Below are 15,698 nucleotides of genomic sequence, written 5' to 3' on the forward strand. Positions count from 1 at the left end.
CGGACATCGTCAGCGCCCGGCGACTGACCACGAGAGTACCCGCGGCTGCGTCACCGCACGATCAGCCCGTGGTTCCAGCCGACCATGCACACCCCGACGAGCAGAGCGGTGAACACCCCCATAGCCAGGGTGTCCCCGAACCCTGCGGCACGGATCCGCAGCGGCCCCGGAAGGAGGTGCACCGCTCCCCACCGGTCGCCACCCACCACCACGAAAGGCGCGAAGAACGGCACCCCGGACCGCGTGACCGCATCCCCCGCGCAGTGCACGACACACCCCACCGCGACAGCGGTGGCCATCACGGACGGCGACAACATCCCGGGCATGTCCCTCATCACCAGCAGGGTCAGGATGACCGCGATCACCACCGCTCCCACAGACCCCCATTTCCTGATCACCGGACGGACCAACGAGTGCAGCGCCAGAAGCACCAGAGCCGCGAAGATCCCGATCGTCACCCGTTGGTCGCCGAGATCGACGGCACACCAGGTCACGACGGCCGTCACTGCGGCGAACAACAGGGTGTGCGTCGCTGTCCGGTGCCCGCCGACCCGTCTCCCCTGCGCTCCAGTGGCTTCGGCGAACATCGACGACGCCCGGTTGATGAACACGGCCAACAGATGGCTCACCGGTCCGAGGGTCCGCGCTGCCGTCCCCGAGGGATGATCCAGATCCGGCAGGACGGCAGCCCCGGCCGTGACACCCGCGAGGACGACCGTCGAGGTGGCATCGACCGGAATACCTGTGCTGTACGCCGCTGCGACAGCTACCGCTGCCCCTGACGCAGCGCCAGACATCGCATGAGAGGGCCCCATGACCATTGGCGTTCCACCTTCCTCGCAGCGACTGCGCCTGTCATTCATTTCCGTGACAGTTCTACAGGCCACCCCGGACATGAAATGGACCAAGGGCAGAAATCCACCCCCCATATCACGGACTGGAGGAAGAAAAAGATCGTTTGCTAAACAAACCGCTGTACGTTAGTTTGCTCACAGCCTGTCTCTTCTCACATAAGAGACAGCACGACTATTCAGGAGACTAAAATGCGCAACCGTACCAAACTCGGCGCTGTCGTCGCTGCAGCTGCCCTGTCCGCTTCGCTCACCGCCTGCGGCTCGGACGACGCTGGCGACAGCACCGAGACCTCCTCTGCCACGAGCACGACGTCGGCGTCCTCGACGACGTCGGCCACGTCCTCGAGTTCCGCATCGTCGGACGCCGACCGTGGCGGTGAGAACGGCGGCCAGGGTGACGGTCAGGACAACAACGGTGAGCCCGCTCCCGCCGGAGACAACGGCAACGGTGGAGGAAACGGCAATGCCGGCGGGGGCGCTGGTGGGGGAGCCGGAGCCGGCGGGGGCGCGAACTCCGGTGGCGGAGCTGGCAACGGAGGCGGGGGCACCGGTGACGACAACAGCTCCAGCTCCGACGAAGGGGAGGATGATCAGGGCGACGGTGACAAAGAAACCGAGACGGGTATGCCGGAAAACCCGACGAAGACCTCGGAGCCGGATACAGAGGCAACAGCTAAGCCGACGGAAGAGCCCAACGAGGAGTGACCGAATTGGCCTAGCTGCTCCCTTTAGCTGACCAGAATAGCCTTGTGCCCGTGTCGTTCTCTGAGAATCAGAACGACACGGGCACAAGCATCTTTCAACGGTCAGGCGTCACCGTGGACCGTCACGGCATAGCCGTCCGGGTCCACGAAGGTGAAGTTCAGACCGAAAGGGCCGTTCTCCGGAGCCTTGAGGATCTGCGTGCCCGCAGACTCCAGGGCATCGTGCAGATCCTGCGGTCGCTCGGCAGCCAGCCAGAGAGCCACTCCGAGCCCTGGGCGCGTCACCTCGTCCAGGTCGACACCTGGAAGCGGTTCCCGGACGGCGAACGGGATCGGGCTGGTAGCGAATACCACGGCTCCCGGAGGGGACGCCGGAGCACGGCGGAGGCCGAGACGCTCCTCATAGAATGCCGCGGACGCCTCCAGGTCACGAACCTGGAGGGCAATAAAATCTGGACCAGTGACAGCCATCAGGCTCTCCTTCATATATCGACAATGTCAGCATCCTGACATAAGCCACTCTATGACAGAATACTGACATGACGCAAGAACCCGTCGCCCTCGGCACCCTCATCGGCTACCAACTCAAAGAGGCCCAATCCGTACTCCGCGCACGGATGGACGAGACCCTCCGTCCCCTCGGCCTGACGACCCCCCAGTACGTCTGCCTGGAGCTTCTCCGACGCAGTCCCGGCGCTTCCAACTCCGAGCTCGCCAGAGGTGCCTTCGTCACGAGGCAGACCATGAGCACCCTGCTACGCAGTCTCCGGGAACGAGGATTGATCGAGCGCCCGGCCACCGCCCCCTCCGGTCGGTCACTCCCCACCACCCTGACGGTCGACGGTGACCGCCTGCTTGACGATGCGACAAGTGACATTCAGGCCATCGAAGCCCGTATGGTATCCAGACTTTCCGACGAGCAGCGCGCTCAGCTCCACGACGCGCTGGCGAGCTGCATCGACGCACTGCACTCATGATTCAATGAGGTGAACAACCTGACACGAGGAGAAGACCACCATGTTTGAATTTCTGGGAAATCTGTTTCAACAGCTCATCGAGATCGCACAACTCGTCATCAACTACATCACGCAGGGGCTCCCCGGCGGTACGCCAGAGTGCCCCGAGATGCCGGAAGGCGCGTTCGCCGGTGACGATGCCACATGTGGAACTGAGGAATGGTGACCCGACACCGGGCCTACCTCACTGGTCGGGCCTCCCGGTCTGACCTGCCTCAGTGACCACCGTCCCCGCTTCCAGGCGGGTGTCCGTCGGACCGGTGACCGTCCCCTCGTCGTAGTCGATCTCCAACGCCTGGACGGAGCCGAACAGCCCTTCGGCGGCCGTCTCGGTCTGCCAGCCGAGCTCGGTGAGCTGAGAGGCGACCGGGCTGTCCAGCAACGCCGACTCGACCAGCAGCGAACCGGACGCTGCATCGTAGCGGAACCGTGGAGCGGCGACCGCCTCGTCCAGGGACTGCCCCTGCAGTGCCCAGCGTGAGAGCGTGTTGGCGAGAATACTGAGGATGTTCGCTCCCCCGGGAGTCCCCAGCCCCATCACCGGCCGACCATCGTTGTCGAGCACCATCGTCGGATTCGACCAAGTCACGGACCGACGACCCGGCTCCGGCTGATTCTGTGGCGAATCCACGCTACTGAACCTACTGAGCTGGTCATTGAGGAAGAAGCCGCCGACCTCCACCCCTGATCCCCAGAACTCCGTGAGGGTGTTGGTCATCGATACCACGGTCCCCTCGTCGTCGACGACGGTGAGGTGGGTCGTGTTCCCCGGAGAGCGCATATTCTCGCTGTCCTCGACCGGAGCGTCTCCGGACTGGTCGCCCACACCGACCTGGTCGGCATCACCGGACCGTGCCAGGATGCCGTCAACGTCCACGTCGGTGAAGTCCGTGTCCCCCAGTTCGGTCTGCGCAGTCTGCTCCCCACGTTCCCAGGCTTCCGAGACCCTACGGATATGCTCCACCGAGTCCGGGTCCACCTCGCTGATGCCACCGTCCTCCAGTTCCTGGAGCATCTGGATCAGGGCGGCACCGGGCAGAGCCGGCGCAGAGGACGCAACCTGGTAGTCCCCGACCTGGGCCTGGGGCGGTTCATTGTGCTGCACCGAGTAGGCGTCCAGTGACTCCTGGTCAATTCCGTCGACGGCGGTAAGCGACTCAGCCAACGCCCCGGCGTAGAAACTGTCGGGACCGTCCTCCTGCAGGGTGCGCAATGAGTCCGCGAGGTCCGCCTGCACCAGCTCGTCCCCCACCTGCAACGCGGTGCCTCCGGGGGCGAACTGGTCCAGACCGTCAATCGCCGCAGCTCCGCCGGCACCGATCCGCTGCACCAGTGTCTCCGTGACCGGGACGCCCTCCTGCGCCATGTCCACCGCCGGACGTAGCAATTCGCTCCACTCGAGTGTTCCCCGTTGCTCGTGCAGGTCCGCCATACCTGCGACGAAACCGGGAATGCCGATATTTGACGCCGGTATCCGTCCGTCCTGTGCCACCACTTCCCGGTAGTCGACGGCCTGCGGACCAGTGTCAGGCGACGCAATCAACGCCGAGCCTCCGCCGCCGATGCCAGACGCGTACGGCTCCACCGCTGACACCGCGAACGCTGCGGCGATCGCCGCATCCACCGCATTTCCGCCCTGGTTGAGCATCTCCGCGCCTGCCTCGGCGGCCAGCGGATGGCCGGCACTGACGCCCTGCTGCTCAAGTGCCGCGGGCTGTTCATCGGAGCTCTCCGAAGTCGTCGTACTTCCCGGTGACTCCGACGCCGCAGACCCCGTCGGCTCCCCCTGATCCCCTGCGTCTCCGGTACATGAGCTGAGGGCCAGTGAGCCGACGACGGCCACTGTCAGGACGCTGCGCGGGGAGCGTCGCCGCCGTCGCGGGTAGTCGTGCACGGGCTGGTCAATGCGGTCCATGGAGCACCACCTGTCGCGGACAATATCAGAGGCATTCGACCGCCCCTGTTCGGAAAAAGGGTACGTGGCCCCCACTGTGCCATGAAAAACAACTAAGGGTACAGGACGGTGAACCTGACCCTTTCTGGCTATCAGCGGGCATAAGGGTTTACCCTCGACGGAATGTCCGTCTGAGCACTACACGGAAAGGACGGGTCCCCTTCCTTCTCATGAGGAAACAAGACAACCAGGCCTTCTCCGACACGGTAGACAGCCACTTCCTGAACCTGGAACCGCCGGTCCGCCTCCCGGGGGTCGACCTTGCGCGCGGCCTGGCGGTGTTCGGGATGTTTGCGGCTCACCTGCTGGTCACCGCGGATCTGCACTGGGACGACCCAGACACCTGGGACGGGATCGTTGACGGGCGCTCATCAGTACTCTTCGCCACGCTCGCCGGATTCTCACTCGGCCTCACCTCCGGGAGCTCCGTTCCCACAGCATCCTCACGGACGGTGCAGCAGCGGCGTCTTCTTGTCCGGGCCGTGCTGCTCTGGGGACTCGGTGTCCTGATCACCCTCACCTGGGTGCCGGTCAATGTCATCCTTCCTGCGTACGGGGCCCTCTTTGTTATCGGCGCAGCCCTGATCACACTCCGTCCACGGAACCTCTTCATTGTCGCGGCGGTACTCGCCGTCGTCATGCCGTTCGTCGTAGGGGCAATCAACCATGTCTGGGCCGGCAGCGGTCCAGAAGAGCCGGACAGACTCTCACTGTTGCTCGGGTGGCACTTCCCTTTCCCGCTGTGGACGGCGTTCCTCGCGGCCGGTCTCGGCACCGGAAAAGTGATCGGCGACAACACCCGCAGCAGCCGTCCTGTATGGCAGCTGCTGGCCGGAGGAACAGTTCTCGCAGTCGTCGGATATGCCTTGATCGGACCCGTCGGTAACCGGGCGGCAGCGGAGTTGGAGCGAGCTGAACATGTCGGCGAGGCCGGCCTCCCGGCACGGATGCTCTCATACCTCCAGGACACACCCCACTCCTCCGGTATGGGTGAGGCGGTGGGGTCCGGTGGGTTCGCCCTTGCCGTGATCGCCGCATGCATCCTGTTCGGATCCACAAAGTTACGCCACATCGTATGGCCGGTACGCGTCGTCGGTTCGATGCCGTTGACTGCCTACACCGCACACCTCGCCCTCTGGGCGCTCTGGATGTTCCGCGAAGACCGGACTGTGACAGGCACCGACGCCATGGACGGTTTCCGGGCGCTCGACCCGTTCTGGCCGATGGTCTTCATTGTGACGGCGGGCTGCGTCATCTGGACGGTGCTCCTCGGAAAGGGACCGTTGGAGCGTCTGCTCACGCGGGTGTCCGCGACCGTTGTTCCCCGCCCCGCGCACCACGGCGACCGCGTCGACTGACGAGGAAAGACCCCGTCGTTCGACGGGGCCTTTCTGTCTGAGCCGCCTGCGAGAATCGAACTCGCGACCTTTTCATTACGAGTGAAACGCTCTACCGACTGAGCTAAGGCGGCGCACGCACTCCATCAACGATGGTGCTGCATACGACGGGTAATCCTAGCGGACAGCTCAACCCTCCACAAAAAGGGACCCCTGCAGCATGTCCGTTGCAGGTCAGACCTGCCCACAACACTCCCTCAGCCGCCCGACCATGGCGGACAAGGCCACTTCCGGCTTCACGTTGTACGTGAGAGTCTCACGGCACGCTGACACGGCGTCAATACACTGGACCAGATTCTCCGGGGCATTGCGTCGGGCCAGTTCCCTCGAGACCTTCGACTTGTCCGGATGCAGGAAACCGCCGACCGGTTCATCGCCCTCGACGGCCCCCGCCGCAATCATCATCGCGTCCCGGTACAGGCCGGCGATGTCGATCAGGGCCAGGTCCAACGAGTCCCGCAGCATGCGGGTCCGACGGTTCTTCTGCTCCTTCTCCAGCTCCTTGATCTGCCCGGCAGCCCCTGACTGTGCCTTCGCCACACCACGTCCTTTCGCTCCCATCCCCAGGGAACTCTGGAGGTCGGCGAGCTCCTTCTCCTCACGCTCCGCCACGGTCGCGGTCGCTTCCTCCGTCGCCGACGACACCAGGTCAGTGACGAAACGGTACGACTCCCCCGGCTCATACACCAGTCCGGGAAGCTTCAAGGCGTTCGCCCGCTTCGCCCGCGCCTTCTCCTCCGAAGCCAGATGCCGTGCCCGCCCGATGTGCCCACCGGCGACATCCGCAGCCCAGGACGCCTGCTCCTGGGACAGTCCGAGCCGGGCATCGCCCAACAGCACGGCCTCCACCTCTGCCCTCGAGGGTGTCGGGACATAGAGGTGCCGACACCGCGACCGCAGCGTCACCGCGATGTCCTCCGGATCCGTACTCGGCGCGCAGAGAATGAACACGGTGCGTTCGGGCGGCTCCTCGATACTCTTCAGCAGTGCATTGGCACTGCTGTCGTTGAAGCGGTCCGCGTCCTCGAACACCACGATCCGCCACGGTGCCACCGTCGGCATCGCCGCCGCGGTCTTGATGACTTCACGCGCCTCGGACACCTGGATCACCACACCGTCGGTGTGCACCCATGTGATGTCGGGATGCGACCCTGCAGCAGCCGACCGACAACTGTCGCACCGACCGCAGCCAGGCACGTCCGGATCCTCACACACCAGCGCGGTGGCGAACGCTTTCGCGGCCACCGACCGTCCTGAACCAGGCGGGCCGGTGAACAACCACGAATGCGTCATCGCCGCATCCTGCCCGCCTCCCCGGGCCGCCTCCACGGCAGCGATCAACGGCACGGTCACATGGGGACTCAGCACGGCTGCGGAAAACACGGACTCGGGGAGGGTAGTCGCTCCGGACGCTGACGAGGAACTCACAGGGAGCAAGTCTAGTCCCCTCCCCTCCCCCTCGTCCGGACGCAACAGGGACAACCACGTGGCGCTCCGATAGTCTGGAGCGCATGCAGAGACTGGGGCAGTACATCGCGTGGGCGTGGGGCACCACCTGGCCGCTGTACGCCCTGTCCGTGTTCATGGTCAATGTCGTCGGCGCGCTTGCCGTGGCGTCTTTCCTCCGTTTCCTCGTACCCCTCGGCGGTGCGACGGAGCTGACGACCGTCACCACCATGACCGCGACGCTCTACACCGTGTACTTCATCGTCGCCCTGGTGACGGGCATCAGCGCCACCCTCTTCTTCTTCGCACCGGTACTGCGGTGGCAGCGCAACCCGGACCCCGTCGATCCCGTGATGATCAGACGGCTCGTACTGCGTATCCCCGCTCTCCAGGCCGTCCTCGGTGCGGTGCTGTGGGGCATCGGAGTGGTCATCTTCACCGTCGTCGCCTCCCAGGTCTCCGCCAGGTGGGCCCTCTCCGTGGCAGTCACGGCAGTCCTCGGCGGGGCGATGGTCGTCCTGATGACCTTCATGGTCGCCGAGCGTCTCGTGCGCCCTGTCGCAGCCAAGGCACTCAACCGTACCGGCGCACCACAGGAACGGATCTCGCCGCTGTCGCTGCAGATCACCAGTGTCTGGATCCTGACGTCCGCCGTCCCCGTCATCGGCGTGGTGCTGATGGTCGCTGCCCAGGCGACGAACTTCTTCACCGGTGACGCCCGCGAGATCCTGCCCGGTGTTCTCGCACTCAGTCTCACCGCCCTCTTCACCGGCTTCTCCGGGACACGCCTGATCACCATGACCGTGGTCGACCCCATCCGTGAACTGCAGTACGCCATGAACCGGGTACGTCGCGGCGATTCACGCGCCCAGGTCCGTATCTACGACGCCACCGAGATCGGCGTCCTGCAGGCGGGTTTCAACGAGATGATGCAGGGGCTCCGCGAACGCGAGCAGGTACGCACGTTGTTCGGACGCTACGTCGGGACGGAGGTCGCCCGGCGTGCCATTGAGGAAAAGCCGGAGCTCGGCGGGGCGAACCGGTTTGTCGGTGTGCTGTTCGTGGATGTCATCGGCTCCACCGGCTTCGCCGTGTCTTCGTCCCCGCAACACGTGGTCAAGGCCTTGAACAGCTTCTTCGACAAGGTCGTCGAGGTCGTGCACCGCAACAAGGGCATCATCAACAAGTTCGAGGGTGACGCCGCCCTGGCCGTCTTCGGTGCCCCGATTCCGCTGGACGACATGGCCGGCCACACGCTGGCTGCGGCCCGCGAGCTCAATCAGGAGCTGGCCGACCACGAGCTCCCCGCCGGCATCGGCGCCGCAGTCGGCGAAGTCGTGGCCGGCCACATCGGCGCCAGCGACCGCTTCGAGTACACCGTCATCGGTGATGCGGTGAACGCCGCCGCCCGACTGACCGAACTGGCGAAAGACACACCGGGCCGCGTCCTCACCAACGCAGCGACGCTGCGCAAGGCCAATGAAGCTGAGCAGGCGCGCTGGACGTTGATGAAGTCCGTGGAACTGCGCGGCCGTAAGGAGATGACCCAGCTGGCACGCCCCGTGCGGCCCACGCTGGCGGAACGCGGCTAGGCCTGCCCGGTCAGCGTCAGCCAGATCAACACCACATTCAACGCGATGATCACCGCGCAGATGACCGCCGCCAGCACGGTCAGCGTCCGTGGGTTCACCCAACGCCCCATCACCGACCTCCGCGAGGTCACCGCGACCAAGGGGACCAGGGCGAAAGGAATGCCGACGCTGAGGACGACCTGGCTCATCACCAGTGCCCACGTCGGTTCAACGCCCGCCCCGAGGATCACCAGGGCCGGAAGCATCGTCAGGAAACGACGCAACAGCAACGGGATACGGATCTTGAGCAGATCCCGCATCACCATGTCACCGGCGTAGCAGCCGACGGAGGTCGACGCCAGACCCGACGCCAGCAACCCCACCGCGAACATCATGCCGATCACCGGCCCCAGGGCACCCTCCACAGCAGCGTGGGCACCTTCAATGGTGTCGGTGCCGTCCACACCCCGCAGAGCCTGAGCTGCAAGGCACAGCATCGCGATGTTGACCGTCCCGGCCACCACAAGCGCGGTTCCCACGTCCCACCTGGTGGCCGCGAGGTGCCGTTTCATCCCCGCGTCCCCCTGCGGCGTGAAGCGGCGGTCACGCACCAGACCGGAGTGCAGGTACACCGCATGCGGCATCACCGTGGCACCGAGCATGCTCGCTGCGAGAACCACGGAGTGCGTGCCCTGGAACCGGGGGACGATCCCCTCGACCATCTCGCCTACCGACAGTCCGGTGACGAACAGGCCGGACAGGAACCCGACGGTGATGACCAGCAGGAATGCCATGATCACGAACTCGAACCGTCGCTGTGTCCGACCGCCCTGCAGCACGAGCATGCCCAACGACACCACCCCGACGATCACGCCACCGAGTACCAGTGGTGTACCGAACAGGAGATTCAGGGCGATAGCGCCACCGACGACCTCGGCGACATCCGTGGCTGCCGCGATAACTTCCGCCTGGCCCCAGTAGGCCAGACGTCCGATTTTCCCCCGACGTCGCTGCGCCACGGTGCCGTGCTTCTCGCGCGCATCAAACCAGTCCGCGAGCGTGGCGGAAAGCGACCTGGACGTGACCAACCCCAGCTTCGCCGACAGGTACTGCACCACCGCCGCCATGAGGTTGGCGACGATGAGCACCCAGAGCAACAAGTAGCCGTACTCGGCTCCTGCCGACAGGTTCGCGGCCACATTCCCCGGGTCGACGTAGGCGATGGCAGCCACGAACGCAGGCCCGAGGAGGCTGGTCAGCCGGGGTTGCTTCTGTGGCGAATCTGCTCGTGCACCCTGCTGCCCGAGATCGACATCCGCCGCATCTACCGTCATTGTTCGCCATCCTCAGACCTAAAGTTCAAAATAGTGAACTCGATCGTAGGCTTACGCAAAAACCTGGTCAAACAAGCGCTCGTACCGACGGACGAGACCGTCCTACCTTGACGGAGCCGCCTACCTCGATCACAGCATGAGCAACACAACACCAGCCCATGCAAAAACCCCCGTGCCTCAGCACGGGGGTTGCAGTCGCTAATGCGACTTAGGCCTCGCCGCCACCCTGCACGGAGCTGACGATGGAGTTGAAGACCTCAACGAGAGCCTCGGAAACGGTGGTGATGATGCCCTGGATGGTCTCGATCATGATGATCGTCCTTTCGATGGAAGACAATAGTGAACGGCCCAGCTGTTCCAGACCGCACCGGCCAGTGTACCTACTTGTGGAAAAACACTGTTGCTGCTGAGGTAACAACGCCGCCCCGCGAGCACCGCCCCACCCCCGAACACTCGTAGCCCTCCCCGGTACATCACACCCCCGCAGCGAAAGAAGCTCCCGGGCCATGACCCGGGAGCTTCTTCTTCACTAGGGCGACTTACCAGCCCTGGAGGGAACCCACGAGGGCCTGGAAGACGCCGACGATGGCACCGGCAACGGTGCCGATGATGGTCTGAATAGCCTCGATCATGATGATCTCTCTTTCTGAGGAGGAAGGGTGCAGCAGGTGTTTCCACTACAACTCGGAGAATACATCCCCACCCCCTCCAAAACTATTGCCACGGTAAACATTGTTACCCCCGGGGGTATTCAGGACCAAGACAGAGTAAACGCGCACTTCAGCAGCATGCTGTTCGCCAAAGTGCGCGTTCACACCGAAAGGTTGACCCATCCAGATAGGCCGTGTGCGGAGGTCATCACTCCCCGTACAAAATGAACACTATCCCACCGGAAAGTAAAAAGGGGAGGACAATACCCCCGGGGGTACCTAACCGCAGGTCAGTCCACTTCCGGATCTTGTATTCAGAGAAGAAATAGCCCGGAGAACGCCACGTGCCACCCACGCGCAAAACCGCTGGTCAAAGCTCACCTCTCCTTCGAGGTCACCTTCTTCACTGCCGCCGACGTGCCCTTCTTCACGGTCCGCTTCGTGGTCGACTTCACGGTTTTCCTGGTCGACTTCTTCGCGGACTTGCGCGTGGACTTCGCCGACTTCTTCGCCGGAGCACCACCGTCCGCAGCTTCCTTGGCGCGCCGCTCACTGAGCAGCTCATTGCCACGGGCGTCCGTCATCGTCTCGGGCGAGTCACCGCGGCGCAGCGACGCATTCGTCGTACCGTCGGTGACGTACGGCCCGAAGCGCCCGTCCTTCACCGTCATCGGCTTGCCGGACACGTCATTGTCACCCAGCTGCTTCAACGGCGGCTTGGCCGCGGCCCGTCCCCGACGCTTCGGCTCGGCGTAGATCCGCCGTGCCTCATCCAGGGTGACCGTGAAGATCTGCTCCTCGTTCTGCAGGGACCGTGAATCCGAGCCCTTCTTCAGGTACGCGCCGTACCGACCGTTCTGCGCCGTGATCATCTCCCCGTCCGAGGGATCGACACCCACCTCACGCGGCAGGCTCATCAGCTTCAGCGCCTCGTCCAGAGTCACGGTGGCCGGGTCCATCGACTCAAACAGGGACGCCGTCTTCGGCTTCAGCGTCTCCTGGAGGATCTCCTTGATCCGCTTCTCCTTCTTGTTCGCCGCGGTCTTCGTCTCCCGGCTCAGCGGCTTCTTGCCTTCCGCTGCACGGTCGGCGTCCTCCTGATCACGTTCGGCCTCCACGGTCTTCTCCGCTTCGGCGGTGACCCTGGCCTCCTCGTCGTCCTTGACCTGCTCGGTGACATAAGGACCGTAACGCCCCTCACGGGCCACGATCATCCGGCCGTTCTCCGGGTTGATGCCGACCTCCCGCCCACTCTGCGGCGTGGCGAACAGCTTCTCGGCGACCTCACGTGTCAACTCGTCCGGGGTGATCGTCTCCGGCAGGTTCGCGCGCTGCACCTCGGGCTCCGTACCCTCCGGCGCACCGTCCGGGACAGGCTTCGTACGCTCCAGGTAGGGACCGTACCTGCCCACACGCACGATCACCGGGATGCCCTCGGAGTCGTCGAACAGGTGCAGGGAGTTCACCTTGCGGGCATCGATGTGTTCCAGGTTGTCCCCGACCATCGTCTTGAGACCGCCCAGGCGGGCAATGGTCTCCGCCGTGGCATCCGAGGCCTTGTCGTCGCCGAAGTAGAAGCCGCGCAGCCAGTGCGACCGGTTCTCCTCACCGCGGGCGATGCGGTCGAGCTCGTCCTCCATCGACGAGGTGAACTCGTAGTCCACCAGCGAGCCGAAGTTCTGCTCCATCAGCCCGACCACGGCGAACGCCACCCAGCTGGGCACCAACGCCGAGCCACGGGAGACCACGTATCCACGGGCCTTGATCGTGTTGATGATCGACGCGTACGTGGACGGACGCCCGATACCGAGCTCCTCCATCGTCTTGACCAGCGACGCCTCGGTGAAACGTGCCGGAGGGTTGGTTGAGTGACCGTCGGCGGTGACCTTCTCCGTCGACAGGCCGTCGCCCTCGGCGAGGACCGGCAGCGCCTTCTCCGCGTTGTCGGCGACGTTGCGTCCGTCCGACAGCTGGCTGGTCTCCACATACGCCTTCAGGAAGCCCGGGAAGGTGATGGTGCGTCCATTCGCCTGGAAGTCCGTCTTCTCACCGCTGGTGGCGGTGCCCGAGACCGTCACCTTCATCGACGTTCCGCGGGCGTCCGCCATCTGGCTGGCGACGGTGCGCTGCCAGATCAGTTCGTAGAGCTTGAACTCCTCGGTGTCGAGCTGACCCGACAGCTTCCCGGGGGTGGCGAAGGTCTCGCCGGCGGGACGGATGGCCTCGTGGGCCTCCTGCGAGTTCTTGACCTTGCGGTTGTACTGACGCGGCGCGTCGGCGACGAAGCTCGGACCGTAGAGCTCGCGCGCCTGCTGACGCGCGGCGTCGATACCGGACTTCGACAGGGTCGTCGAGTCGGTACGCATGTAGGTGATGTGGCCGTTCTCGTAGAGACGCTGCGCGATCCGCATCGTACGCTCCGAGGTGTAGTGCAGCTTACGTCCGGCCTCCTGCTGCAGCGTGGAGGTCATGAACGGCGGGTAGGGACGCCGGGTGTACGGCTTCTCCTCGACCTTCGAGACCGACATGGACACACCGGTGAGGTTCTCCGCCAGGGTCTCCGCGGCCTGCTGGTTGATCACGGTGACATTGGCCTGGGCCTTGCCGGACTTGAGCTTGCCGTCGTCGCCGAAGTCGCGCCCCTGGGCGACACGCTTACCGTCGACGGCCACCAGCGACGCGTCGAAGGACGTCGGGTTGGCCGAACCGGAGGACTGGTCCTTCACGTCCGCAGCGTCCAGCGTGGCGGTGAGATCCCAGTACTCCGCAGCCACGAATGCCATGCGCTCGCGTTCGCGCTCCACGATCACCCTGGTGGCGACGGACTGCACCCGGCCGGCCGACAACCGGGGCATGACCTTGCGCCAGAGCACCGGGGAGACCTCGTAGCCGTAGAGACGGTCGAGGACGCGACGGGTCTCCTGCGCATCCACCAGGTCGAGGTCCAGGTCGCGGGTGTTCTCCGCAGCCTCCTTGATCGCCGCCTCGGTGATCTCGTGGAACACCATCCGGCGCACCGGCACCTTGGGCTTGAGCACCTGCAGCAGGTGCCAGGCGATGGCCTCGCCCTCACGGTCGGGGTCTGTCGCGAGATAGACTTCGTCGACCTGCTTGAGCTTGCTCTTGAGGTCGGAGACCTTCTTCTTCTTGTCGGGGCTGACGACGTACAGGGCCTCGAAGTCGTCGTCGACGTTCACGCCCAGACGGGCCCACGGTTCCTTCTTGTACTTGGCGGGCACATCGGCCGCACCGCGGGGAAGGTCACGGATGTGACCGACAGACGCGTCGACAATGTACTTGTCGCCGAGGTAGCGCTGGATCTTCTTCGCCTTTGTGGCGGACTCGACGATGACGAGTTTCTTCCCGCCGCCGTTCTGGGTCTCCTGCGCTGCCATCGGTGTTGCTCCCACCTTCTCCTGTCGTTCCCGTGGCCCCGTGTGTTCAACCTTTCCTATGTGCCCAGTTGAATCACAAGGGGGGTTCGAGGTGAGACCCTACACGCCGCGAGCGCAACTCCGCGGAAACGCCGTCCCCACGGGGGGTTTCAGGCCGGTTCAGGCGTCAGCCACGGTGAACCGGGCGCGACGGTGCACCGGGTTCTCGAGTTCGTCCAGGGCGGCGCGGGCGAAGGTGCCGGTCGTGACGCTGCCACCGGCCGGGTGATCCTCGCCGAGGACATACGATTCGGCGGGCGCGCCCGGGGTGATCTCCGGGGCCGGAGCCAGCATCGTCCAGTCCAGGGAACCGGGGGCAGCACGGTAGAGATCGAGCACCTCGGCGAAAGACCGGGCTTCGACGGCGTACGCCTCGGGGAAATCCGGGGTGTCGACGAGCATGGTGCCGTCCTCAGTCAGGGTCGCCCCTGCCCCACCCACGACGAAGACACGGACGTCCCGGTCCGCCAGAGCGGGGATCGGTGCGGCATGAGCGTCGATGACGGGCTGGACGGAGCTGCCGTCCCGCGGTCCTGGCACAGAGATGACGACGATGTCGGCCTCCTGCGCCTTGGAAACCACGTCGGCGGTGTCCTGGAGAGTGCCTGTCACATAGGTGACACCCTCAATCTGATTGTCCGGGTTCTCACGGCGTGAGACACCGGTGACCCGGTGACCACGGGAGACTGCTTCGCGGGTGATGTCGCTGCCGACCATGCCGGTCGTTCCGTAAACGGTGATGTTAGCCATGTCCGGAAGAATAAGCTGGATACTTCCATTTGTAAAGTGGATTCCTCGAATAGCGTAGTGGTAGAGTCCCCCACATGACGGACACCCCCTGGAACCCTGCCGCGCGCGACTGCCCCAGCCGCGACCTGTTCACCACCCTCGGCGACCGGTGGAACATGTTGATCCTGCTCTCCCTGGAACAGGGCCCCCTGCGTAACGGTGAGATCCAGTCGGCGGTGGACGGCATCTCCGTACGGGTCCTGTCCCAACGCCTGACTGTTCTGGCGGCGGACGGACTGATCACCCGCACCGCCTTCCCCGAAATCCCCCCGCGGGTGGTCTACGAACTCACGGATCTCGGCCGGTCCGCCCTACCCCCTGTCCACGCATTGTTCGAGTGGACGGTCGCGCACATGTCGGACGTGGTGGAGCACCGCAGGGCAGACGAGGTCGACATTCGCACCCCATAAGGCCGGGATACACCCGAAACCCCAGGTCATATTTCAAGAAGTAGCTTAACGGGTGCGAAAACCCGCCACGCGCCCCAGCACGGGCGGCAACAGCCCCCTCACATACGACAACGCCGCCCGGTGCCCGCGGAGTACTCCG

General features: G+C 64.7%; 13 protein-coding genes and 1 tRNA gene. 6 read left to right on the forward strand and 8 right to left on the reverse strand.

The features are described from left to right. Positions 1-50: 50 nt before the first annotated feature. Positions 51-815 carry a metal-dependent hydrolase gene (locus FS507_RS02950; protein WP_186314532.1) on the reverse strand — a complete coding sequence of 255 codons (765 nt, stop codon included), beginning with the start codon at positions 813-815 and terminating at the stop codon, positions 51-53. 228 nt (positions 816-1,043) lie between these two features. On the opposite strand from FS507_RS02950, the gene FS507_RS02955 reads away from it, so the two are divergent. Then, entirely contained in the window at positions 1,044-1,559 is a 516-nt protein-coding gene (locus tag FS507_RS02955) for a hypothetical protein (protein ID WP_145941333.1), read from the forward strand. A gap of 101 nt (positions 1,560-1,660) precedes the next feature. Here FS507_RS02955 and FS507_RS02960 read toward each other — a convergent pair whose 3' ends face one another. Further along, positions 1,661-2,029 (reverse strand): VOC family protein, encoded by a 369-nt coding sequence (locus FS507_RS02960; protein WP_145941334.1) that lies wholly within the window; start codon positions 2,027-2,029, stop codon positions 1,661-1,663. A gap of 68 nt (positions 2,030-2,097) precedes the next feature. Between FS507_RS02960 and FS507_RS02965 the strand changes: the two genes are divergently transcribed. Then, entirely contained in the window at positions 2,098-2,535 is a 438-nt protein-coding gene (locus FS507_RS02965; protein ID WP_145941335.1) for a MarR family winged helix-turn-helix transcriptional regulator, read from the forward strand. Between the two features lie 40 nt (positions 2,536-2,575). Further along, positions 2,576-2,740 carry a hypothetical protein gene (locus FS507_RS17525; RefSeq protein ID WP_186314533.1) on the forward strand — a complete coding sequence of 55 codons (165 nt, stop codon included), beginning with the start codon at positions 2,576-2,578 and terminating at the stop codon, positions 2,738-2,740. A gap of 18 nt (positions 2,741-2,758) precedes the next feature. Here FS507_RS17525 and FS507_RS02970 read toward each other — a convergent pair whose 3' ends face one another. Then, positions 2,759-4,489, reverse strand: a complete 1,731-nt coding sequence (locus tag FS507_RS02970) for a gamma-glutamyltransferase (protein WP_145941336.1) — start codon at positions 4,487-4,489, stop codon at positions 2,759-2,761. Positions 4,490-4,698: 209 nt separating this feature from the next. Between FS507_RS02970 and FS507_RS02975 the strand changes: the two genes are divergently transcribed. Next, positions 4,699-5,886, forward strand: coding sequence for a heparan-alpha-glucosaminide N-acetyltransferase domain-containing protein (locus tag FS507_RS02975; protein WP_145941337.1), 1,188 nt, complete (start codon positions 4,699-4,701; stop codon positions 5,884-5,886). Positions 5,887-5,926: 40 nt separating this feature from the next. Here FS507_RS02975 and FS507_RS02980 read toward each other — a convergent pair. Then, positions 5,927-5,999 (reverse strand) — tRNA-Thr (locus tag FS507_RS02980). A 100-nt stretch (positions 6,000-6,099) separates the two neighbouring features. Continuing rightward, positions 6,100-7,353, reverse strand: coding sequence for a DNA polymerase III subunit delta' (locus FS507_RS02985; RefSeq protein ID WP_145941338.1), 1,254 nt, complete (start codon positions 7,351-7,353; stop codon positions 6,100-6,102). Between the two features lie 83 nt (positions 7,354-7,436). Here FS507_RS02985 and FS507_RS02990 point away from each other — a divergent pair, with 83 nt between their 5' ends. Further along, positions 7,437-8,963 (forward strand): adenylate/guanylate cyclase domain-containing protein, encoded by a 1,527-nt coding sequence (locus tag FS507_RS02990; RefSeq protein WP_145941339.1) that lies wholly within the window; start codon positions 7,437-7,439, stop codon positions 8,961-8,963. Here FS507_RS02990 and FS507_RS02995 read toward each other — a convergent pair. The 3 genes from FS507_RS02995 to FS507_RS03005 all read right to left on the reverse strand — a co-directional run bounded on the left by FS507_RS02995 (position 8,960) and on the right by FS507_RS03005 (position 15,110). After that, on the reverse strand, positions 8,960-10,276 hold the full coding sequence (locus tag FS507_RS02995; RefSeq protein WP_145941340.1) for an Nramp family divalent metal transporter: 1,317 nt from the start codon (positions 10,274-10,276) through the stop codon (positions 8,960-8,962). The genes FS507_RS02990 and FS507_RS02995 overlap by 4 nt on opposite strands. A 1,027-nt stretch (positions 10,277-11,303) precedes the next feature. Next, positions 11,304-14,321 carry a type I DNA topoisomerase gene (topA, locus tag FS507_RS03000; RefSeq protein WP_145941443.1) on the reverse strand — a complete coding sequence of 1,006 codons (3,018 nt, stop codon included), beginning with the start codon at positions 14,319-14,321 and terminating at the stop codon, positions 11,304-11,306. A 159-nt stretch (positions 14,322-14,480) separates the two neighbouring features. Beyond that, positions 14,481-15,110, reverse strand: coding sequence for an NAD(P)-dependent oxidoreductase (locus tag FS507_RS03005; RefSeq protein ID WP_145941341.1), 630 nt, complete (start codon positions 15,108-15,110; stop codon positions 14,481-14,483). Positions 15,111-15,184: 74 nt separating this feature from the next. Between FS507_RS03005 and FS507_RS03010 the strand changes: the two genes are divergently transcribed. Next, positions 15,185-15,559: a winged helix-turn-helix transcriptional regulator gene (locus tag FS507_RS03010; RefSeq protein WP_145941342.1), complete on the forward strand. Its 375-nt coding sequence runs from the start codon at positions 15,185-15,187 to the stop codon at positions 15,557-15,559. Positions 15,560-15,698: the final 139 nt, after the last annotated feature.

The sequence above is a fragment of the Corynebacterium glyciniphilum AJ 3170 genome (assembly GCF_007673095.1).
Lineage (GTDB): Bacteria > Actinomycetota > Actinomycetes > Mycobacteriales > Mycobacteriaceae > Corynebacterium.